Here is a 21,507-nt window from a genome sequence, read left to right on the forward strand (position 1 = left end):
ATGACCGAGGCCCTGAACGAGCTTGGCGCCCATATCAGCCTGAAACGCCCCGATGCGGTGGTCGGCTATGAGATCGCCTTTGGCGAGCTGAATGTCGATGTCACCCTGGCCGGCCTGGTCGAGCTGATCGATTTCCTGAAGACCGACGCCACCTGCCGGTTCTCGACCTTGGTCGACATCACCGCGGTGGACTACCCCCAGCGCGAGGCGCGCTTTGACGTGGTGTATCACTTCCTGTCGATGTACCAGAACCACCGCATCCGCCTGCGGGTCGCGGTGCGCGAGGACGACATGGTGCCGTCGATCGTCGATGTGCACCCCGCCGCCAACTGGTTCGAGCGCGAAGTCTTCGACATGTTCGGGATCATCTTCACCGGCCACCCGGATCTGCGCCGCCTGCTGACCGATTACGGTTTCCGCGGCCATCCGCTGCGCAAGGATTTCCCGACCACCGGCTATATCGAAGTTCGCTATGACGAAGAGCAAAAGCGCGTCGTCTACGAACCGGTCAGCCTGGTGCAGGAATACCGCCAGTTCGATTTCATGAGCCCGTGGGAAGGGGCCGAATACATCCTTCCCGGCGATGAAAAGACCGGCGCCTGAGGACGGAACATAAATGATGGGCAAGACACGCAAGATGATGATCACCGACCGGCAAGACGATGCCGGCCTTGATCATGCCTGCGTGGCCGTGGCCGCGGGCCGCACCTGCCTTAATGCTGACATAACTGAAACCTATGATGTGCGGGATGAGGGGCGTCTGGAACGGATGGCCAAGATGGCTGTTTGCAAGCGCTTTACGACCGTGCTGCGTGACCTGATGGTGCGCAGCCATTCCCGCGTCGGCACCTGTGCGGCCGACGTGCAGGGCGCGCTTATCCGCATCACCCAAGGGTTTCACCTGCTTTACAACTGCAAGGCCGACCTGGGCCGTATCCCCGCCATGCGGGGCGAATACAGGGTAGGGGTGTAAGGATGATGGACGGAAATTTCGACGACGCTCTGACTGGCGAGCAGAAGATCCGCAACTTCAACATCAACTTCGGGCCGCAGCACCCTGCGGCGCACGGCGTGCTGCGGATGGTTCTCGAGCTGGACGGTGAAATCGTCGAGCGTGCCGACCCGCATATCGGCCTGCTGCATCGCGGCACCGAAAAGCTGATGGAAAGCCGCACCTATCTGCAGAACCTGCCCTATCTCGACCGTCTGGATTACGTGGCCCCGATGAACCAGGAACATGCCTGGTGCCTGGCCATCGAAAAGCTGACCGGCGTGGAAATCCCGCGCCGCGCGTCGCTGATCCGAGTTCTGTATTCGGAAATCGGCCGTATCCTAAACCACCTGCTGAACGTGACCACCCAGGCCATGGACGTGGGCGCGCTGACCCCGCCGCTGTGGGGCTTTGAAGAGCGTGAAAAGCTGATGGTGTTCTACGAGCGCGCCTGTGGCGCCCGTCTGCACGCCGCCTATTTCCGCCCCGGCGGTGTTCACCAGGATCTGCCGCCCGAGTTGCTGAACGACATCGAGGAATGGTGCGATCCCTTCCTGGGCGTGCTGGATGACCTGGACGGCCTGCTGACCGAGAACCGGATCTTCAAGCAGCGCAACGCCGATATCGGCATCATCACCGAAGAAGATATCCTGAACTGGGGTTATTCGGGCGTCATGGTGCGTGGTTCGGGCCTGGCCTGGGACCTGCGTCGTTCGCAGCCCTATGAATGCTATGACGAATTCGATTTCCAGATCCCGATCGGCAAGAACGGCGACTGCTATGATCGCTACCTGTGCCGCATGGAAGAAATGCGCCAGTCGGTTCGCATCATCCGCCAGGCCATCGACAAGCTGCGTGCCCCCGAAGGGCAGGGCGACGTTCTGGCCCGCGGCAAGCTGACACCGCCGAAGCGCGCGGACATGAAGACCTCGATGGAGGCTCTGATCCACCACTTCAAACTGTATACCGAAGGCTTCCATGTGCCTGCCGGCGAGGTTTACGCCGCCGTCGAGGCGCCCAAGGGCGAGTTCGGCGTCTACATGGTGGCCGATGGCACCAACAAGCCCTACCGCGCCAAGCTGCGCGCGCCGGGCTTCCCGCATCTTCAGTCGATGGATTACGTGGCCAAGGGCCACCAGCTGGCCGACGTGTCGGCGATCATCGGCACAATGGACATCGTGTTCGGAGAGATCGACCGTTGATCAATCGCGCCGGACATAAACGGAATGTTGGGTGGGGACCCACTGGGCAGGGGCGTTTCGCGCCGCTGGCCCGCAATCTGTGCGTCGGTATGACCGTGCGCGCAAAGGAGATGGACCCATGAAACTCAAGACCATTCCCAGTGTTCTGGCGCTGTCGGCTCTTCTGGCCGCCCCTGCCTTTGCCCAGGATACCTCGGCCAGCCAATATGTTCCCACCGAGGACGAGCTGGACGTTGTGCGCGTTGCGCTGACCAAGATCGGCTGCACCGTCGAAACCGAAGACCAGGCTGCCCTGGTCGAAGAATACACCGGCTATGATGCGGCGTCGCTTGAGGCGATCGTCGATCTGCTGCGGATTTATCAGGAAGTCGTGGATGCCACCAATGACACGGGTGGGATCACGCTAGTCTCGGGAGATTGTGCCGTCTAATGCTGCGCCGTTTGCACCATGAACAACCCGACAGCTTCGAGTTTACCCCGGCCAACCTGGCCTGGGCCGAAGCTTGGATAAGCAAATACCCCGAAGGCCGCCAGGCCAGCGCGATCATTCCGCTGCTTTGGCGTGCTCAGGAACAGGAAGGGTGGCTGACCCGTCCGGCAATCGAATACGTGGCCGACATGCTTGGCATGGCCTATATTCGTGCGCTCGAGGTGGCCACCTTTTACTTCATGTTCCAGCTTACCCCTACGGGGTCGGTTGCTCATGTGCAGATTTGCGGCACGACGTCCTGCATGATCTGCGGCGCCGAAGATCTGATCGCGGTGTGCCGCGAAAAGATCGCGGACAAGCCCTTTACGGTGTCTGCCGATGGCAAGTTCACCTGGGAAGAGGTGGAATGCCTGGGTGCCTGCACCAACGCGCCGATGGCGCAGATCGGCAAGGATTTCTACGAGGATCTCACCGCCGCCAAGCTGGCCGAGATCCTGGACAAGATGGCATCGGGCGAAGTGCCGGTGCCGGGTCCGCAGAATGGACGCTATTCGTGTGAACCGATTGGCGGCCTGACCGCCCTGAAGGAATTCACCAGCGGCCAGACCCAGTATAACGCCTCGGTGCAGCGCGCCGTGGATCTGGGCGATACGGTCAAGCGCATCGACGGCACCGAAGTGCCGATCCTGACGCCCTGGCGTCGCGATGGCGGTGCTGCCGTGGCCACGAAACCCGCCGCAGCCAAACCCGCCCCTGCCAAAGCTGCCCCCGCGGCCGCCGCGGAAGGTGTGCGCCCGGCTGCGCTGGCAGAGGCCCGCGAGGGCGGCGCCGACGATCTGAAACAGATCAAGGGTGTCGGCCCCGCGCTGGAGCAGCAGCTCAACGAGCTGGGCTTTTACCATTTCGATCAGATCGCCGCATGGACCGCCGCAGAAGTGGCCTGGGTTGATGAGAACCTGATCAAGTTCAAAGGCCGGGTCAGCCGCGATGGCTGGGTCGATCAGGCGAAGATTCTGGCTGCCGGTGGGCAGACCGAGTTTTCGAAGAAAGTGAAAGAAGGCGACGTATACTGAGCTGAAAACAGCCAGGGTCTGGGGGACAGAAACGTGACAGTCGTTTGGGGGCAACGGGGCAACCCGATTTGCAAGGCCAAAGCCGCAACCGGCACTTTGGCCCCCATGCTGTCGTCCAAGACCTGTGCAGGGATCGGCCGATGACGGGTGTGGGAGCTATGAACCGCGACGAGGAACAGCAACAGGCGTTCGCACGCAAGGGCCGCATGGTGGCCCTGGTGATGGCGGGCGCGGTTCTGCTCTGGCTGGCGGCTCAGTGGTTGGGCGGCTATTTCGGTCTGCCACCGCGCTATGTCTTCCTGTTCGATTTTGCCGCGCTGGCGGCGCTGTTTTGGGCGCTGGTGGTGACTAATCAGATCTGGCGCGACAGCCGGAAGAAGTGAGGGTAAGCTGATGCTGAAGGACGAAGATCGTATCTTCACCAATCTCTACGGGATGGATGACCGCACCCTGGCCGGAGCGCGGCGCCGTGGCCACTGGGATGGCACTGCCGATATCATCGGCAAGGGGCGCGACTGGATCATCAACGAGATGAAAGCCTCGGGCCTGCGTGGCCGTGGCGGCGCGGGTTTCCCGACCGGTCTGAAATGGTCGTTCATGCCCAAGGAAAGCGACGGTCGCCCGCATTACCTGGTCATCAACGCCGACGAATCCGAACCGGCGACCTGTAAAGACCGCGAAATCATGCGTCATGACCCGCATACGCTGATCGAGGGCGCGCTGATCGCCTCGTTCGCGATGGGGGCACATGCGTCCTACATCTATATCCGTGGCGAATTCATCCGCGAGCGCGAGGCCCTGCAGGCCGCGATCGACGAATGCTATGACGCCGGGCTGCTGGGCAAGAATGCTGCCGGCACGGGCTGGGATTTCGACCTCTACCTGCACCACGGTGCTGGCGCCTATATCTGTGGCGAGGAAACCGCGCTGTTGGAAAGCCTCGAGGGTCGCAAGGGCATGCCCCGCATGAAGCCGCCGTTCCCGGCGGGCGCGGGTCTTTATGGCTGCCCGACCACGGTGAACAACGTTGAATCGATCGCCGTTGCGCCGACCATCCTGCGCCGTGGCGCCTCGTGGTTCTCGTCGTTCGGCCGCCCCAACAACGTGGGCACCAAGCTGTTCGCCATGACCGGCCATGTGAACACCCCCTGCGTCATCGAGGAATCGATGTCGATGTCGATGCGCGAGATGATCGAAAAGCACGGCGGCGGCGTTCGCGGCGGCTGGGACAACCTCAAGGCCGTGATCCCCGGCGGGGCGTCCTGCCCGGTGCTGCCCAAGCATATGTGCGAAGAGGCGATCATGGATTTCGACTGGATGCGCGAGAACCGCTCGTCCATGGGCACCGGCTGCATGATCGTGATGGATCAGTCGACCGACGTGATCAAGGCGATCTGGCGTCTGGCCAAGTTCTTCAAGCATGAAAGCTGCGGCCAGTGCACCCCGTGCCGCGAGGGCACCGGCTGGATGATGCGGGTGATGGAGCGCCTGGTGACCGGCGAGGCCGAGGTCGAGGAAATCGACATGCTGCTGTCGGTGACCAAGCAGGTCGAAGGCCACACCATCTGTGCGCTGGGTGACGCGGCCGCATGGCCGATCCAGGGCCTGATCCGCCACTTCCGTGACGAGATCGAGGATCGCATCAAATACACCAAGACGGGCCGGGTTTCGGCAGCCGTGGCAGCAGAGTAATCATGCGTTTGACGGGGGCATATCATCTGACAGACCGGCGGCTCTCCGCCGGGTCAGAGGCGTGCTATTGCATAGCGGCGGCCCCCGCCGATCTCCTTTCGATGAAAGGAGATCCGTCATGACCATTCTGAAAGCACTGCCCGTTATCGCCGGTATCGCGATGGTTGTCACAGCCGGGCCCAGCCTGGCCATCGCCGGCAGCCTGCGCGACGTCAAAGAGGTGGAACAGGGCCTGTTCGTCATCGCCGCCGGTGACATGATCGCTGACAACTGCGCGACGATCGAGCCGCGCATGTTCAAGGCCTATACCTTTGCCAAGGGGCTGGAGCGCGTCGCGAACAAAGCGGGCTACAGCTACAAAGAGATCGAAGCCTATGTCACTGACAAGGAAGAGAAAAAGCGCGTGAAAGCGATTGCGCGCAACTATCTTGTCGGGCAGGGCGTCAACTTGGATGATCCGCAAAGCTATTGCACTGCGGGCATCGCGGAAATTGAGAGAAACAGCCAGATCGGCGTTTTGCTGAGAGTGAAGTGAGAGCATATGTCGGACCTTCGGAAAATCATCATTGACGGGAACGAGGTCGAGGTCGAAGGGGCCATGACCATCCTTCAGGCCTGCGAAGTGGCCGGCATCGAGGTGCCGCGGTTTTGCTACCATGAACGTCTGTCGATTGCCGGCAACTGCCGCATGTGCCTGGTCGAGGTCGTCGGCGGCCCGCCGAAGCCCGCCGCCTCTTGCGCGATGCAGGTTCGCGACCTGCGCCCCGGCCCCGAAGGCCAGCCGCCCGTGGTGAAAACCAACAGCCCGATGGTCAAGAAGGCCCGCGAGGGCGTGATGGAATTCCTGCTGATCAACCACCCGCTGGATTGCCCGATCTGCGACCAGGGCGGCGAATGCGATCTGCAAGACCAGGCCATGGCGTATGGCGTTGATTTCTCGCGCTATCGCGAACCCAAGCGCGCCTCGGAAGATCTGAACCTCGGCCCGCTTGTGGCCACGACCATGACCCGCTGCATCAGCTGCACCCGCTGCGTGCGCTTTACCACCGAGGTCGCGGGCCTGACCCAGATGGGCCAGACCGGTCGCGGCGAGGATTCCGAGATCACCAGCTATCTGAACGAGACGCTGGCCTCGAACATGCAGGGCAACATCATCGACCTGTGCCCGGTCGGCGCGCTGACCAGCAAACCCTATGCCTTTAGCGCCCGCCCGTGGGAGCTGACCAAGACCGAAACCATCGACGTGATGGATGCGCTGGGGTCGAACATCCGCGTTGATACCAAGGGCCGTGAGGTCAAGCGTATCCTGCCGCGCAACCATGACGGCGTGAACGAGGAATGGATCTCTGACAAGACCCGTTTCGTGTGGGACGGCCTGCGCCGTCAGCGTCTGGACACCCCCTATATCCGCCAGAACGGCAAGCTGCGCAAAGCCAGCTGGGGCGAGGCCCTGGTTGCCGCCGCCGCCGCGATCAAGGGCAAGAAGGTTGCCGGCCTGATCGGCGATCTGGCCCCGGTCGAGGCCGCCTTCGCATTGAAGCAGCTTGTTCAAGGGCTTGGCGGCAATGTTGAATGCCGCACCGACGGCGCGAAACTGCCGGCCGACAACCGCTCGGCCTATGTGGGCTCGGCTGCGGTCGAGGATATCGACAGCGCCAAGGTGATCTATCTGATCGGCACCAACCCGCGCGACGAAGCGCCCGTGCTGAACGCCCGCATCCGCAAGGCCTGGCTGTCCGGCGCCGAGGTGCATGTGGTCGGCGCTGTCGGCGATCTGACCTATGACGTTACCGCTCATGGCACGGGCCGCGAGGCGCTGAACGGCCTGGTCTCGGATGCCAAGGCCTCTGACGGGGCGCTGGTCATCATCGGCCAGGGCGCTATTTCCGAAGGCGATGGCGAGGCTGTTCTGGGCCAGGCCATGCAACTGGCCGACAAGATGGGCGCGGGCTTTATGGTTCTGCATTCGGCCGCGGGCCGCGTGGGTGCCATGGATATCGGCGCCGTGACCGCTGGCGGCATTGATGCCGCCGTGGACGGGGCCGAGGTTGTCTATAACCTGGGCGCCGACGAGGTGGATATCGCCGCCGGTGCGTTCGTGATCTATCAGGGCAGCCATGGTGACCGCGGTGCGCATCGCGCCGACATCATCCTGCCGGGCGCCGCCTATACCGAGGAATCGGGCCTGTTCGTCAACACCGAGGGCCGTCCGCAGCTGGCACAGCGCGCCAGCTTCCCGCCGGGCGACGCCAAGGAAAACTGGGCGATCCTGCGGGCCCTGTCGGCCGAGCTGGGGGCCCAGCTGCCCTATGACAGCCTGGCCCAGCTGCGCCAGGCGCTGGTCGCCGAGGTGCCGCATCTGGGCGCGCTTGACGCGGTTCCGGCCAACGAGTGGCAACCGCTGCCGGGCGCCGAGCTGAAAAACGGCCAGTTCCGCATGGCGGTGCAGGATTTCTATCTGACCAACCCGATCGCGCGCGCCTCGAGCCTGATGGCCGAGCTGAGCGCCGGCGCCAAGGCCCGCGCGAACGCGCCGGTCGCGGCAGAGTAAGGGTAGGGCGGATGCAGGCAGCTCTCTCTCCGATCATCTCGCTGGCCCTTCTGGCCGGCGCGACGGGCTGTGCCCCGACCGGAGAAGGCGTGTCTGCGCAAGACGACTATCGGCCCAGCTATATGGGGGTCGAAACGCGGCTTTTGGACAGCGATCTGGTGAATTTCGTTGTTCAGATGCAGGGCGCACGCACGCAAGACGATGTGGCGGCCTATGCGGAATGTGCGGCAGCAGGTTACACGCTGATCCGGGGTTACGGATTTGCGCGTCACGTGCGGACAAATGTCGCAGAAGAGGGTGGCCTTTGGCGGGCAGATGCTGTTTACACCATCTCGCCGGCACTGCCACGCGGCGTACAGACGATCGACGCAGAAGTCGTTGTCGATCACTGTGCCAATGAAGGGATACCGACGGTCTGAGGGTATGAGGCAAAATGGCTGAATTTCTAAATACTGGCTTGGGAACACTCGTGCTGATCGCGGCGCAAGGGCTGCTGATCATTGCGTTTGTCATGCTTTCGCTTCTGTTCCTCGTTTACGGCGACCGGAAGATCTGGGCGGCTGTGCAGATGCGCAAAGGCCCCAACATCGTGGGCGCGTTCGGCCTGCTGCAATCTGTGGCGGACGCGTTGAAATATGTGGTGAAAGAGGTTGTCGTGCCCGCGGGCGCCGACAAACCGGTCTTTTTCCTGGCGCCGATGCTGTCTTTCGTTCTGGCGGTTCTGGCCTGGGCGGTGATCCCGTTCGGAGACACCTGGGTTCTGGCCGATATCAACGTGGCGATCCTGTTCGTCTTTGCCGTGTCCTCGCTTGAGGTTTACGGCGTGATCATGGGCGGCTGGGCGTCGAACTCGAAATACCCGTTCCTGGGCTCGCTGCGCTCTGCCGCGCAGATGATTTCCTACGAGGTGTCGATCGGCCTGATCATCATCGGGGTGATCCTGACGACCGGCTCGCTGAACTTTGGCGATATCGTGCGCGCGCAGGATGGCGATCTGGGCCTGTTCAACTGGTACTGGCTGCCGCACCTGCCGATGGTGGTGCTGTTCTTTGTCTCGGCCCTGGCCGAAACCAACCGCCCGCCGTTCGACCTGCCCGAGGCTGAATCGGAACTGGTTGCGGGTTTCATGGTTGAATATTCCTCGACCGCCTACCTGCTGTTCATGGCCGGCGAATACATCGCCATCTTCCTGATGTGCGCCCTGATGAGCCTGCTGTTCTTTGGTGGCTGGCTGTCGCCCATTCCCGGCCTGCCCGACGGCGCGCTGTGGATGGTTGGCAAGATGTGGATCTTCTTCTTCTTCTTCGCCATGGTGAAGGCCATCGTGCCGCGCTATCGCTATGACCAGCTGATGCGTATTGGTTGGAAAGTGTTCCTGCCGATGTCGCTGGGCTGGGTCGTTCTGGTGTCGTTCTTCGCTCATTTTGAACTGTTCGGCGGGGCCTATGCCCGCTGGGCGATCGGAGGCTGATCATGGCAATCGACTATACCCGCGCTGCCAAGTATTTCCTGCTGGCCGACTTCATCAAGGGCTTCAAGCTGGGGATGAAATATTTCGTCCAGCCGGCGGCGACGCTGAACTACCCGCATGAAAAGGGGCCGCTGTCGCCCCGTTTCCGCGGCGAACACGCGTTGCGCCGTTATCCCAATGGCGAAGAGCGCTGCATCGCCTGCAAACTGTGCGAGGCCATCTGCCCCGCACAGGCGATCACCATCGACGCCGAGCCGCGCGAGGATGGCAGCCGCCGCACCACGCGCTATGACATCGACATGACCAAGTGCATCTACTGCGGTTTCTGCCAAGAGGCCTGCCCGGTCGATGCCATCGTCGAAGGCCCGAACTTCGAATTCTCGACCGAAACCCGCGAAGAGCTGTTCTATGACAAGCAGAAGCTGCTTGATAACGGCGCCCGCTGGGAGGCCGAGATTGCGCGCAACCTCGAACTGGATGCGCCCTACCGATGACCGATCTGAGCAAAATCTTCGAGCGCATGTTGGAACAAAGCCACGCCATGGCGAAGGCTTTCAATCCGGCGTTGGAAAGCTTTCAGGTCACCGGTTTTGACAAGCTGATGCCCACCATGCCCAAGGATTTCATGGACATGATGTGGGGCAACGCCTTCAACAAGGACGGGCTGGATGCCAAGACGCGGCTTTTGGTCGTGCTGGCGGGCCTGACCGTTCTGGGCGCCCAGGCCGAGCCGCAGTTCAAGCTGACGGTGCGCCATGCCCTCGAGGCGGGTGCCACGCAGAAGGAAGTGGCCGAGGTCATCTATCAGATGTCCATGTTGGGCGGCATCCCCGCAATGACTCACGCTTTGCGCCTGGCGCAGGAAGTGTTCAAGGAAACCCAGGAGGACGACGCATGAGCGTGGCCGATTTTGTCTTCTATCTGTTTGCCATCACCACGGTGACGGCGGGCTTTTTCGTGGTTGTCTCGCGCAACCCGGTTCACTCGGTGCTGTGGCTGATCCTGGCATTCCTGTCTTCGGCCGGCCTCTTCGTGCTGCTGGGGGCGGAATTCGTCGCGATGCTGCTGATCATCGTCTATGTGGGCGCGGTCGCGGTGCTGTTCCTGTTCGTGGTGATGATGCTGGATGTCGACTTTGCCGAGCTCAAGGGCGAGATGGCGCGCTATGTGCCGCTGGCCGGCCTGATCGGCGCGATCCTGCTGCTAGAGCTGGGCATGGTCTTTGGCGTCTGGGAATTCGGTGACCAGGCCATGGCAATGCGCGGCGCGGTCGCTCCCGAGGTGACCGAGGTCGAGAACACCCGCGCGCTGGGGAACCTGATCTACGACCAGTATATCTACCTGTTCCAGGCCGCCGGGATGATCCTGCTGGTCGCCATGATCGGCGCCATCGTTCTGACCGTGCGCCATCGCAAGGACATCAAGCGTCAGGACATCCTGGCCCAGATGTATCGCGACCCGGCCAAGGCGATGGAACTGAAAGACGTGAAACCGGGGCAGGGGCTGTAAGCCCCCCGGTACAAGAATGACAGGCTCCGGCATGGTCGGGGCTACGACAGGAAAGACGGAAAATCGGGCATAAGCCCGGAGGGACGACATGATCGGATTGCACCATTACCTGACAGTCGCCGCGGCGCTTTTCGTCATCGGGATTTTTGGCATCTTCCTGAACCGGAAGAACGTCATCGTGATCCTGATGTCGATCGAACTCATGCTGCTGGCGGTCAATATCAACTTCGTCGCCTTCTCGTCCTATCTGGGCGATCTGGTGGGGCAGGTGTTCACCCTGTTCATTCTGACCGTCGCTGCCGCCGAGGCCGCGATTGGCCTGGCGATCCTGGTCTGCTTCTTCCGGACCCGCGGCTCGATCGCGGTCGAAGATGTCAACGTGATGAAGGGGTAATCGAGCATGGAAAGCATCATTCTCTTTGCCCCGCTGGTGGGCGCCATCATCGGCGGCTTTGGCTGGCGCATCATCGGTGAAAAGGGCGCGATGGTCCTGACCACCGGCCTGCTGTTCCTGGCCTGTGCGCTGAGCTGGATCGTCTTCCTGGGTTTTGATGGCGAAACCCAGCACATCCAGATCCTGCGCTGGATCGAATCCGGCACGCTGGCCACCGACTGGTCGATCCGTCTGGACCGCCTGACCGCGATCATGCTGATCGTGGTGACCACCGTTTCGGCGCTGGTGCACCTCTACAGCTTTGGCTACATGGATCACGACCCGCAATGGGGCGAGGGCGAGACCTACAAGCCGCGCTTCTTTGCCTATCTGTCGTTCTTTACCTTCGCCATGCTGGCGCTGGTGACCGCCGACAACCTGGTGCAGATGTTCTTTGGCTGGGAAGGCGTGGGCGTTGCCTCGTATCTGCTGATCGGTTTCTACTGGAAGAAACCCTCGGCCGGTGCTGCCGCCATGAAGGCCTTTATCGTCAACCGCGTGGGTGACTTTGGCTTTGCCCTGGGCATCTTTGGCCTGTTCTTCCTGACCGACAGCATCGACTTCGACAATGTCTTCGCCGCCGCCCCGATGCTGGCCGAGACCAATCTCAGCTTCCTCTGGACTGACTGGAACGCCGCCAACCTGCTGGCCTTCCTGCTGTTCATTGGTGCGATGGGTAAATCGGCGCAGCTGCTGCTGCACACCTGGCTGCCCGACGCGATGGAAGGCCCGACCCCGGTGTCGGCGCTGATCCACGCCGCGACCATGGTGACCGCGGGCGTGTTCCTGGTCTGCCGCATGTCGCCGCTGATGGAATATGCGCCCGCCGCGATGAACTTCATCATCATCATCGGCGCCACGACCGCGTTCTTTGCCGCGACCGTGGGCCTGGTGCAGAACGACATCAAGCGCGTGATCGCCTATTCGACCTGTTCGCAGCTGGGCTATATGTTCGTGGCCGCTGGCGCCGGTGTCTACTCGGCCGCCATGTTCCACCTGCTGACCCACGCCTTCTTCAAGGCGATGCTGTTCCTTGGCGCCGGTTCGGTGATCCACGCGATGCATCACGAGCAGGACATGCGCAACTACGGTGGTCTGCGCAAAAAGATCCCGCTGACCTTCTGGGCGATGATGATCGGTACGCTGGCCATCACCGGTGTCGGCATCCCGCTGACCACGATCGGTTTCGCCGGCTTCCTGTCGAAAGACGCGATTATTGAAAGCGCCTATGCCTCTGGCTCGGGCTATGCCTTCTGGCTGCTGGTCGTGGCCGCGTGTTTTACCAGCTTCTACAGCTGGCGCCTGATGTTCCTGACCTTCTACGGCAAGCCGCGTGGCGACAAGCATACCCATGATCATGCGCATGAAAGCCCCTCGGTCATGACGATCCCGCTGGGCGTGCTGGCCATCGGCGCGATCTTCTCGGGCATGGTCTGGTATGGCTCGTTCTTTGGCGATCATGACCAGGTGAACAAATTCTTTGGCATTCCGACGCATCACGCCGAGGAAACTCATGGCGAGGCCCCGGCCGACAGCCATGCCGCAGCGGACACCCATGCCGCCACCGAAGAGCATGCGGCCGCTCCGGCAGAGCAGCCCGCCTCGGCGCTGGAGCAAGAAGCCGGGCATGAGATCGTTGAGGCTGCCAAGCAACTGGCCGGTCACGCCGAAGAGGCTGCCGATGCCGCCCATGGCGCCGTTGCCGAGGCTGCCGAGCATGTGGCCGAAGCCGCCGATCATGCCGCTGCCATGGTCACCGGCGACCACGCCGCGACCGAAGAGCACGCCGCCGCTGCCGGTGACCACGCCCCCGCGGCGATGGCCGAGGCTGCGCATGGTGATGACGCCGCCGCCCATGGCGAAGATGTGGCCCATGCCGCCGCGCCGCAGGGTGCGATCTTCATGCATCCCGACAACCACACCATGGACGAGGCCCACCACGCTCCGACCTGGGTCAAGGTATCGCCCTTCATCGCGATGCTGATCGGGTTCGTGACGGCCTATCTCTTCTACATCGTCAACCCGTCGATCCCCGGCCGTCTGGCAGAACAGCAGCGCCCGCTGTACCAGTTCCTGCTGAACAAATGGTATTTCGACGAGATCTACGATTTCATCTTCGTTCGTCCGGCGAAATGGCTGGGGGCCTTCCTGTGGAAGCGCGGTGACGGCAACGTCATCGACGGCACCATCAACGGTGTCGCCATGGGGATCGTGCCGTTCTTTACCCGGCTCGCGGGCCGGGCCCAGTCTGGCTATCTGTTCCACTATGCATTCGCCATGGTGCTCGGGATCGTGGTCCTGGTGACCTGGATGACTATTACCGGCGGGGGAGCCCACTGATGGGAAACAATCTTCTTTCCATGATCACCTTCATCCCGCTGATCGCAGCGGTGGTGCTGGCCCTGTTCCTGCGCGGTGAAGACGCCGCCGCGCAGCGGAATGCAAAATGGGTGGCCCTGCTGGCCACCGGCACGACCTTCCTGGTGTCGCTGTTCCTGCTGGCAGGGTTCGATCCGTCGAACACCGGCTTCCAGTTCGTGGAAGAGCGCGACTGGCTGATGGGCCTGACCTACAAGATGGGCGTGGACGGTATCTCGATCCTGTTCGTGATGCTGACCACCTTCCTGATGCCGATCACCATCGCCGCCTGCTGGGGTGTCGAGCACCGCACCAAGGAATACATGATCGCGTTCCTGCTGCTGGAAACTCTGATGCTGGGCGTGTTCTGTGCGCTGGACCTGGTGCTGTTCTACGTCTTCTTCGAGGCTGGCCTGATCCCGATGTTCCTGATCATCGGCATCTGGGGCGGTGCCAACCGCATCTATGCCTCGTTCAAGTTCTTCCTCTATACCTTCCTCGGCTCGGTGCTGATGCTGGTCGCCATGATCGCCATGTATATGGACGCGGGCACCACCGACATCGCCCAGCTCTTGACGCATGAGTTCAGCTCTGGCCCGATCAACCTGCTGGGCTGGCAGATCATGGGCGGGTTGCAGACGCTGCTATGGCTGGCCTTCTTTGCCTCGTTCGCGGTGAAAATGCCGATGTGGCCGGTGCACACCTGGCTGCCCGACGCGCACGTTCAGGCGCCGACCGCGGGTTCGGTCATCCTGGCCGCCGTGCTGCTGAAGATGGGCGGCTATGGCTTCCTGCGCTTCTCGCTGCCGATGTTCCCGGTGGCCTCAGATATCCTGGCGCCGCTGGTGCTGTGGATGTCGGCCATCGCCATCGTCTATACCTCGCTGGTCGCGCTGGCGCAGTCGGACATGAAAAAGCTGATCGCCTATTCGTCGGTGGCGCACATGGGCTACGTGACCATGGGCATCTTTGCCGCCAACCAGCAGGGCATCGACGGCGCCATCTTCCAGATGCTGTCGCACGGCTTTATCTCGGGCGCGCTCTTCCTTTGCGTCGGCGTGATCTATGACCGCATGCATACCCGCGAGATCGACGCCTATGGCGGCCTCGTGAACCGCATGCCGGCCTATGCGCTGATCTTCATGTTCTTCACCATGGCTAACGTGGGCCTGCCGGGCACCTCGGGCTTTATCGGTGAATTCCTGACCCTGATGGGTATCTTCCAGGTCAACACCTGGGTGGCCGCCGTGGCGACCTCGGGCGTGATCCTGTCGGCCGGTTACGCGCTGTGGCTGTATCGCCGCGTCGTGTTCGGTGACCTGATCAAGGAAAGCCTGAAGTCCATCACCGACATGACCACCCGCGAGCGCGTGATCTTTGCGCCGCTGGTGGCGATGACCCTGCTTTTGGGCGTCTACCCGTCGCTGGTGACCGATATCATCGGCCCCTCGGTCGAGGCGCTTGTTTCCAACCATCAGATGGCGGTGCTGAATAGCGACTCCGCCGTCCAGATCGCACAACAGCACTGAAGGGGAGAGCGATGATCTCTGCCGATATCTCCACCGTTCTGCCGGAAATCCTGCTGGCCGTTTACGCCATGGCAGCGCTGATCTTTGCGGTTTACACCGGCAAGGACAAAACCACGCCGCTGCTGACCTGGGCGACCGCCGCCGTGTTCGTCGTGCTGGCCCTGTGGATCGGCCTGTCGGGTGACACCGGTGCGACCGCCTTCAACGGTGCCTTTATCGCCGACGGGTTCGCCCGGTTCGCCAAGGTCGTGATCCTGATCTCGGCCGCTGCCGTGCTGATCATGAGCCAGGGCTACATGGCCCGCATGAACCTGGGCCGGTTCGAATATCCGGTGCTGATCGCCCTGTCGGTTCTGGGCATGATGATGATGGTTTCGGCCGGCGACCTGATGGCGCTGTATATGGGGCTGGAGCTGCAGTCGCTGGCGCTTTACGTCGTGGCCTCGCTGCGCCGTGACAGCGTGAAATCGACCGAGGCCGGCCTGAAGTATTTCGTGCTGGGCGCGCTCAGCTCGGGGATGCTGCTTTACGGCGCGTCGCTGATCTATGGCTATACCGGCACCACGCTGTTCTCGGGCATCATTGAGGCCGCTCATGCTGGCCTGCCGCTGGGGCTGCTGGTGGGTCTGGTCTTCCTGATCACCGGCCTGGCGTTCAAAGTGTCGGCCGTGCCGTTCCACATGTGGACGCCCGATGTCTACGAGGGCTCGCCCACCCCGGTCACCGCTTTCTTTGCCACCGCGCCGAAAATGGCCGCGATGGGCCTCTTTGCCCGCGTGCTGCATGACGCCTTTGGCCATGCCGCCCAGGACTGGGGCCAGGTCGTCGCGCTGATCGCGCTGCTGTCGATGTTCGTCGGCGCCATCGCCGCGATCGGCCAGCGCAACATCAAGCGACTGATGGCCTATTCGTCGATCGCCCATATGGGCTTTGCCCTGATGGGCCTGGCTTCGGGCACCGAGGCCGGCGTGCAGGCGATGCTGATCTACATGACCATCTATGTCACCATGAACATCGGCACCTTTGCCTTCATCCTGTCGATGGAGAAGGACGGCAAGCCGGTGGTCAGCATCGACGCGCTGCACATGTATTCGCGCCGCGAGCCGATCAAGGCGCTGGCCATGCTGGTGCTGCTGTTCAGCCTGGCGGGCGTGCCGCCGATGGTGGGCTTCTTCGGAAAGCTGGCCGTTCTGACCGCCGCTGTTGACGCCGGTATGACCTGGCTGGCAATCGGCGGTGTGGTCGCCTCGGTGATCGGCGCGTTCTACTACCTGCGCATCGTGTTCTACATGTATTTCGGCGACGAGAACAAAGCCGGCCTGGACGGCACCATGAACCCGGTGCAGTGGGCCATGCTGATGGCCTCGGCGCTGATCATGATCGTCGGTGTCGTGAACCTGTTCGGTGTCGAAGGCCTGGCAGCTGCGGCGGCCCAGACCCTTGTCCACTAAGATCGACTGGTCGGGATGGCCGGCGGCCTATGACCGCGTCATCCTGGACGAGATTGACAGCACAATGACCGAGGCGGCGCGTCGCGCGCCGTCTCTGACCCGCCCCACCTGGATCCTGGCGCTGCGCCAGACCGAGGCCCGCGGCCGACGCGGGCGGGCCTGGTCGAACCCTGACGGGAATTTCTCGGCAACATTGGTGATGCGCCCGAACGGGCCGCCCGACCAGGCGGCGCTGCGGTCATTCGTGGCCTCGATGGCGCTGTATGAAACGCTGGCCAAGGTGGTCGACCCGGCCAAGCTGTCGCTGAAATGGCCCAATGACGTGCTGCTGAACGGCGGCAAGGTGGCGGGCATTTTGCTCGAGGCTTCGGGGCAGGGCACGGGCACTGACTGGCTGTCGGTGGGGGTGGGGATCAACCTGCAAACCGCGCCGCGACCGGCCGAGGTCGAGGCGCGCGCGCTGCCGCCGGTCGCGCTGGCCGATCATACGCCCGCGCAGCTGCCGCCCGAGGGTGTTTTGTTCGAACTGGCTTGTGCCTTCGAACGCTGGGAGACCAGCTTTCGCACCTACGGGTTCGACCCGCTGCGCCAAAGCTGGCTGCGCCACGCCGCGCGTCTGGGCCAGCCCATCATCGCGCGCACGGGCAACTCGCAGGTCGAGGGCATCTTTGATACGGTCGACATTGCGGGCAATCTGATTTTGACCACGGCGCAGGGCCGACAGGCGATCGCCGCGGCGGATGTCTATTTTCAAGGGGAGGGCTGAATGCTTCTCTGTATCGACTGCGGCAACACGAACACGGTGTTTTCGGTCTGGGACGGGCAGAAATTCCTGTGCACCCTGCGCACCGCCACCGAGCATCAGCGCACGGCCGACCAGTATTTCACCTGGTTCTCGACGCTGGTCCGTCATTACGGCATCGACGCCGACATCACCGATGTGATCATCTCGTCGACCGTGCCGCGCGTGGTGTTCAACCTGCGTGTCTTTACCGACCGCTATTTCAACACCCGCCCCATGGTCGTGGGCAAGCCCGAATGCCTGCTGCCCCATGCACCGCGTGTGGACGAGGGCACCCAGGTCGGGCCCGACCGTCTGGTCAACTCCGAGGGCGCCTATGACCGCCATGGCGGCGATATCATCGTTGTCGATTTCGGCACGGCCACCACGTTCGACGTCGTGGCCGAGGATGGCGCCTATGTCGGCGGGGTGATCGCGCCGGGGGTGAACCTTAGCCTCGAGGCCCTGCACATGGCCGCCGCGGCGCTGCCGCACGTCGATGTGACAAAGCCCACCCAAGTGATCGGCACCAATACGGTGGCCTGTATGCAATCGGGTATCTTTTGGGGCTATGTCGGGCTGGTGCGTGGTATCTGTGACCAGATCCGCGCTGAATACAACAAACCGATGCAGATCATCGGCACGGGCGGCCTGGCATCGTTGTTTGCCCAGGGCGACGGCCTTTTCGATTTCCTCGAAGACGATCTGACCATGCACGGCCTGACCGTGATCCACGCATATAACAAGGAACACGGAACCCAATGAGCAGCAAGAACAACCGGCTGATTTACCTGCCCCTCGGCGGCGCGGGTGAAATTGGCATGAACGCCTATGTCTATGGCTATGGTCCGCAGGGCAAAGAGCGATTCATTCTGGTCGATATCGGCGTGACCTTTCCCGATATGGATGGTTCGCCCGGCGTTGACCTGATCTTTGCCGATATTTCCTGGCTGGTGGAACGGGCCGACCGGCTTGAGGCGATTTTCATCACCCATGGCCACGAAGACCATCTGGGCGCGCTGGCCATGGCGTTGCCGATGCTGAAGGTGCCGGTCTATACCCGCGCCTTTACCGGCAATCTGGCGGTGCGCAAGCTGGAAGAAAAGGGCATGAACCCCGATGTGGTGCAGGTCGTCGCGCCCTATCCCCATCATGTCGAGGCGGGGCCGTTCAAGGTGTCGTTCCTGCCGGTGTCGCATTCGATTCCCGAAAGTTCGGGCCTGGTGATCGACACGGCCGCAGGTCGCATCGTGCATACGGGTGATTTCAAGATCGATGAGACCCCCGTGGTGGGCGAGGCCTTTGACCACGCGCTGTGGGGCCAGGTGGCCAAGGGCGGGGTCAAGGCGCTGATTTGCGATTCCACCAACGTGTTCTCGCCGGCGGCGGGCCGGTCCGAGGCCACGCTGGCCCCAGCCATTCAGCAGCTGGTGCAAAAAGCGCCCAAGATGGTGGTGGCCACCACATTCGCTTCGAACGTGGCGCGGGTGAAAACCCTGGCCGAGGCCGGGCGCGCGGCGGGGCGGCAGATCGTGCTGCTGGGCCGGGCGATGCGGCGCATGGTCGAGGCGGCGGTGCAGTCGGGCGTGCTGGTCGATTTCCCGTCGACGATCAGCCCCGAAGAGGCCGCGACCCTGCCGCGTGAGCGCGTGATGCTGATCGTGACCGGCAGCCAGGGCGAACGCCGGGCGGCCTCGGCGGCGTTGTCGCGGGGGAAATACCTGGGAATGGAACTGGAAGAGGGCGATCTGTTCCTGTTCTCGTCCAAGACCATTCCGGGCAATGAAAAAGAGGTGATCCGCATCGTCAACGCGCTGTCAGAGCGCGGCGTCGACGTGGTTGATGACGGGGCTGATCTGTATCACGTGTCGGGCCATGCCAACCGGCCCGACCTGCTGCGCATGCATCGCCTGATGCAGCCGCAGATCCTGATTCCGATGCATGGTGAACACCGCCATCTGCGCGCCCATGCCAATCTGGCGCGGGAAAACGGCATCGCTTCAGAGATTGTCGTGAACGGCACCATGATCGACCTGACCGGCGACGAGCCGCGTGTTGTCGAACATATCGAGGCAGGGCGCACCTACAAGGATGGCAGCGTGCTGATCGGGGCGCTGGATGGCATCGTGCGCGACCGTATCCGCCTGGCGCTGAACGGCCTGATCATCGTGACGCTGATCATCGACGAAGAGGACGAGCCCCTGGGCGAGCCCTGGATCGAGCTGCGCGGCCTGGCCGAGACCGGCGTGTCGGGTACCGGTTTTGCCGATCTGGTTGAGGATGACCTGGGCCAACTGCTGAACCGCGCCGATGACAAGACCCTGGCCAATGACGACAAGCTGGAAGACGCGCTGCGCCGCCGTGTGCGCCAGATGGCGGTCGAGGAACTGGGCCGCAAGCCCGAGGTGCAGGTGATCATCAGCCGCCTGATGTCCTAACATCAGGCGGGCGACCACTTACAAAGGGCAGGGGGCGGCTTAGGCCGGCTTGAACGACCGCAGGATAAAGGCGGGCACGTGATCGCCCATGCCGACAACCTGGTCGTCGCGGCCACGGCCCGAACGGCCACGCGACGATTTCGACCGCGACGAGGATTTCGTGCTTTCGCTGGCGCTGGGGGCCGTTGCGGCCACTGGCTGCGGGGCCTCGACCTGGGGCTGCTCGTCCTTGGGGGCGGGCTTGCTGCGCGAGCGCGAGCTGCTTTTGGCCTTGGGCTTGGGCTGCTCGTCCTTGGCCGTGTCCGTCGCCTTGGGGGCCGCCGTTTTCAGCGGGTTCTCAAGGCGCGGGATTTCTTTTTTCACCAGATTTTCGATATCGGCGAAATTCTTTTCGTCATGGGGCACGCAGATCATCATCGCCTTGCCCTTGCGCCCGGCGCGGCCGGTGCGGCCGATGCGGTGAACATAGTCCTCGGCATGGCTGGGCACGTCGTAGTTGAACACGTGGCTGACGGCGGGCACATCCAGGCCGCGCGCGGCCACATCGGATGCGCACAGGAAGCGCAGCTTGCCTTCGCGGAAGGCGTCAAGGGTTCTCATCCGCTGGCTCTGATCCAGGTCGCCATGGATGGGCGCCGCGTCATAGCCGTATTTGTTCAGCGATTTCGCAACGATATCGACCTCGGTCTTGCGGTTGCAAAAGATGATCGCGTTGGTGCAGGCCTCGCCCTCGCCATCGATCAGTGCGCGCAGCAGGGCGCGTTTTTCGCTGGCCTGCTTGTCCTTGCGCGAGGCTTTGAACATCACCACGCCCTGTTCGATATTCTCGCCCGTGGTCGCGGCGCGGGCCACTTCGATCTTTTCGGGGTTCGACAGGAAGGTGTTGGTGATGCGCTCGATCTCGGGGGCCATGGTGGCCGAGAAGAACAGCGTCTGGCGGGTAAAGGGCGTCATCTGGAAGATGCGCTCGATATCGGGGATGAAGCCCATGTCGAGCATCCGGTCGGCCTCGTCGACCACCATGATCTGCACGCCGGTCAACAGCAGCTTGCCACGCTCGAAATGGTCAAGCAGGCGGCCGGGGGTGGCGATCAGAACGTCGACACCGCGATCGATCAGGGCGTCTTGCTCCTTGAACGACACGCCGCCGATCAGCAGCGCCTTGGTCAGCTTGGTGTTCTTGGCATAGATGTCAAAGTTTTCAGCCACCTGCGCGGCCAGTTCCCGCGTCGGGCACAGCACCAGGCTGCGCGGCATACGGGCGCGGGCGCGGCCCTTGGCCAGCAGAGTGATCATCGGCAGGGTAAAGCTGGCGGTCTTGCCAGTGCCGGTCTGCGCGATCCCCAGCACGTCACGGCCACGCAGCGCATGGGGAATCGCACCTGCCTGAATGGGGGTCGGGGTTTCATAGCCGGCGTCGGAAACAGCGGCGAGAACTTTGGGATCAAGTCCCAAGTCGGAGAATTTGGTCATAAAGGCCCTTTTGGGGTTAGCGGCGAGTTGAATGGCCGCAAGTCCGCGCGGCCCGACCGGCCGTATTGCCGATCTTTCTGACTGGGCGTTCCATAGGCCAAGCAGCGGCGACAGTCAAGTTTGTG

22 protein-coding genes are annotated in these 21,507 nt (G+C 62.6%); 21 read left to right on the forward strand and 1 reads right to left on the reverse strand.

The window, feature by feature from the left end; all coding sequences use genetic code 11:
- From OE856_RS01440 to OE856_RS01540, 21 genes are all read left to right on the forward strand, one after another.
- Positions 1 to 603, forward strand: a complete 603-nt coding sequence (locus OE856_RS01440) for an NADH-quinone oxidoreductase subunit C (RefSeq protein WP_263714265.1) — start codon at positions 1 to 3, stop codon at positions 601 to 603.
- A 13-nt stretch (positions 604 to 616) separates the two neighbouring features.
- Positions 617 to 973, forward strand: coding sequence for a hypothetical protein (locus OE856_RS01445; RefSeq protein ID WP_263714266.1), 357 nt, complete (start codon positions 617 to 619; stop codon positions 971 to 973).
- Positions 974 to 978: 5 nt separating this feature from the next.
- Complete coding sequence (locus OE856_RS01450) at positions 979 to 2,193, forward strand: NADH-quinone oxidoreductase subunit D (protein ID WP_263714830.1); 1,215 nt, start codon at positions 979 to 981, stop codon at positions 2,191 to 2,193.
- A 118-nt stretch (positions 2,194 to 2,311) separates the two neighbouring features.
- On the forward strand, positions 2,312 to 2,623 hold the full coding sequence (locus OE856_RS01455; protein ID WP_263714267.1) for a hypothetical protein: 312 nt from the start codon (positions 2,312 to 2,314) through the stop codon (positions 2,621 to 2,623).
- On the forward strand, positions 2,623 to 3,696 hold the full coding sequence (gene nuoE, locus OE856_RS01460) for an NADH-quinone oxidoreductase subunit NuoE (protein WP_263714268.1): 1,074 nt from the start codon (positions 2,623 to 2,625) through the stop codon (positions 3,694 to 3,696). Before OE856_RS01455 ends, nuoE begins: the two co-directional genes overlap by 1 nt.
- A 140-nt stretch (positions 3,697 to 3,836) precedes the next feature.
- Complete coding sequence (locus tag OE856_RS01465) at positions 3,837 to 4,079, forward strand: DUF5337 domain-containing protein (protein WP_263714269.1); 243 nt, start codon at positions 3,837 to 3,839, stop codon at positions 4,077 to 4,079.
- Positions 4,080 to 4,089: 10 nt separating this feature from the next.
- Positions 4,090 to 5,388 (forward strand): NADH-quinone oxidoreductase subunit NuoF, encoded by a 1,299-nt coding sequence (nuoF, locus tag OE856_RS01470; RefSeq protein ID WP_263714270.1) that lies wholly within the window; start codon positions 4,090 to 4,092, stop codon positions 5,386 to 5,388.
- A 118-nt stretch (positions 5,389 to 5,506) separates the two neighbouring features.
- Positions 5,507 to 5,923 carry a DUF5333 domain-containing protein gene (locus OE856_RS01475; RefSeq protein WP_263714271.1) on the forward strand — a complete coding sequence of 139 codons (417 nt, stop codon included), beginning with the start codon at positions 5,507 to 5,509 and terminating at the stop codon, positions 5,921 to 5,923.
- A gap of 6 nt (positions 5,924 to 5,929) precedes the next feature.
- Entirely contained in the window at positions 5,930 to 7,939 is a 2,010-nt protein-coding gene (nuoG, locus tag OE856_RS01480) for an NADH-quinone oxidoreductase subunit NuoG (protein ID WP_263714272.1), read from the forward strand.
- Between the two features lie 11 nt (positions 7,940 to 7,950).
- A complete protein-coding gene (locus OE856_RS01485; protein WP_263714273.1) occupies positions 7,951 to 8,358 on the forward strand; it encodes a hypothetical protein in 408 nt (135 codons plus the stop codon).
- A 14-nt stretch (positions 8,359 to 8,372) separates the two neighbouring features.
- Complete coding sequence (gene nuoH, locus OE856_RS01490; protein ID WP_263714274.1) at positions 8,373 to 9,410, forward strand: NADH-quinone oxidoreductase subunit NuoH; 1,038 nt, start codon at positions 8,373 to 8,375, stop codon at positions 9,408 to 9,410.
- Positions 9,411 to 9,412: 2 nt separating this feature from the next.
- Entirely contained in the window at positions 9,413 to 9,904 is a 492-nt protein-coding gene (gene nuoI, locus OE856_RS01495; RefSeq protein WP_263714275.1) for an NADH-quinone oxidoreductase subunit NuoI, read from the forward strand.
- The gene (locus tag OE856_RS01500; protein WP_263714276.1) at positions 9,901 to 10,308 is read left to right on the forward strand and encodes a carboxymuconolactone decarboxylase family protein; all 408 of its coding nucleotides are present in this window, start codon (positions 9,901 to 9,903) and stop codon (positions 10,306 to 10,308) included. The genes nuoI and OE856_RS01500 overlap by 4 nt, the downstream gene beginning before the upstream one ends.
- On the forward strand, positions 10,305 to 10,919 hold the full coding sequence (locus tag OE856_RS01505; RefSeq protein WP_263714277.1) for an NADH-quinone oxidoreductase subunit J: 615 nt from the start codon (positions 10,305 to 10,307) through the stop codon (positions 10,917 to 10,919). The genes OE856_RS01500 and OE856_RS01505 overlap by 4 nt, the downstream gene beginning before the upstream one ends.
- Positions 10,920 to 11,007: 88 nt before the next feature.
- On the forward strand, positions 11,008 to 11,313 hold the full coding sequence (gene nuoK, locus OE856_RS01510; protein WP_263714278.1) for an NADH-quinone oxidoreductase subunit NuoK: 306 nt from the start codon (positions 11,008 to 11,010) through the stop codon (positions 11,311 to 11,313).
- A 6-nt stretch (positions 11,314 to 11,319) separates the two neighbouring features.
- Entirely contained in the window at positions 11,320 to 13,692 is a 2,373-nt protein-coding gene (gene nuoL, locus OE856_RS01515; protein WP_263714279.1) for an NADH-quinone oxidoreductase subunit L, read from the forward strand.
- The gene (locus OE856_RS01520) at positions 13,692 to 15,239 is read left to right on the forward strand and encodes an NADH-quinone oxidoreductase subunit M (protein WP_263714280.1); all 1,548 of its coding nucleotides are present in this window, start codon (positions 13,692 to 13,694) and stop codon (positions 15,237 to 15,239) included. The genes nuoL and OE856_RS01520 overlap by 1 nt, the downstream gene beginning before the upstream one ends.
- A gap of 11 nt (positions 15,240 to 15,250) precedes the next feature.
- A complete protein-coding gene (gene nuoN / locus OE856_RS01525) occupies positions 15,251 to 16,690 on the forward strand; it encodes an NADH-quinone oxidoreductase subunit NuoN (RefSeq protein WP_263714281.1) in 1,440 nt (479 codons plus the stop codon).
- A complete protein-coding gene (locus OE856_RS01530; protein ID WP_263714282.1) occupies positions 16,680 to 17,456 on the forward strand; it encodes a biotin--[acetyl-CoA-carboxylase] ligase in 777 nt (258 codons plus the stop codon). The genes nuoN and OE856_RS01530 overlap by 11 nt, the downstream gene beginning before the upstream one ends.
- Positions 17,457 to 18,236, forward strand: a complete 780-nt coding sequence (locus tag OE856_RS01535; protein ID WP_263714283.1) for a type III pantothenate kinase — start codon at positions 17,457 to 17,459, stop codon at positions 18,234 to 18,236.
- Positions 18,233 to 19,909, forward strand: a complete 1,677-nt coding sequence (locus tag OE856_RS01540) for a ribonuclease J (RefSeq protein WP_263714284.1) — start codon at positions 18,233 to 18,235, stop codon at positions 19,907 to 19,909. The genes OE856_RS01535 and OE856_RS01540 overlap by 4 nt, the downstream gene beginning before the upstream one ends.
- Before the next feature lie 39 nt (positions 19,910 to 19,948).
- Here the strand turns inward: OE856_RS01540 and OE856_RS01545 are convergent, their stop codons facing one another.
- Complete coding sequence (locus OE856_RS01545) at positions 19,949 to 21,382, reverse strand: DEAD/DEAH box helicase (RefSeq protein ID WP_263714285.1); 1,434 nt, start codon at positions 21,380 to 21,382, stop codon at positions 19,949 to 19,951.
- Between the last annotated feature and the right edge of the window lie 125 nt (positions 21,383 to 21,507).

This window comes from Actibacterium sp. XHP0104 (assembly GCF_025751515.1).
GTDB lineage: Bacteria > Pseudomonadota > Alphaproteobacteria > Rhodobacterales > Rhodobacteraceae > Actibacterium_D.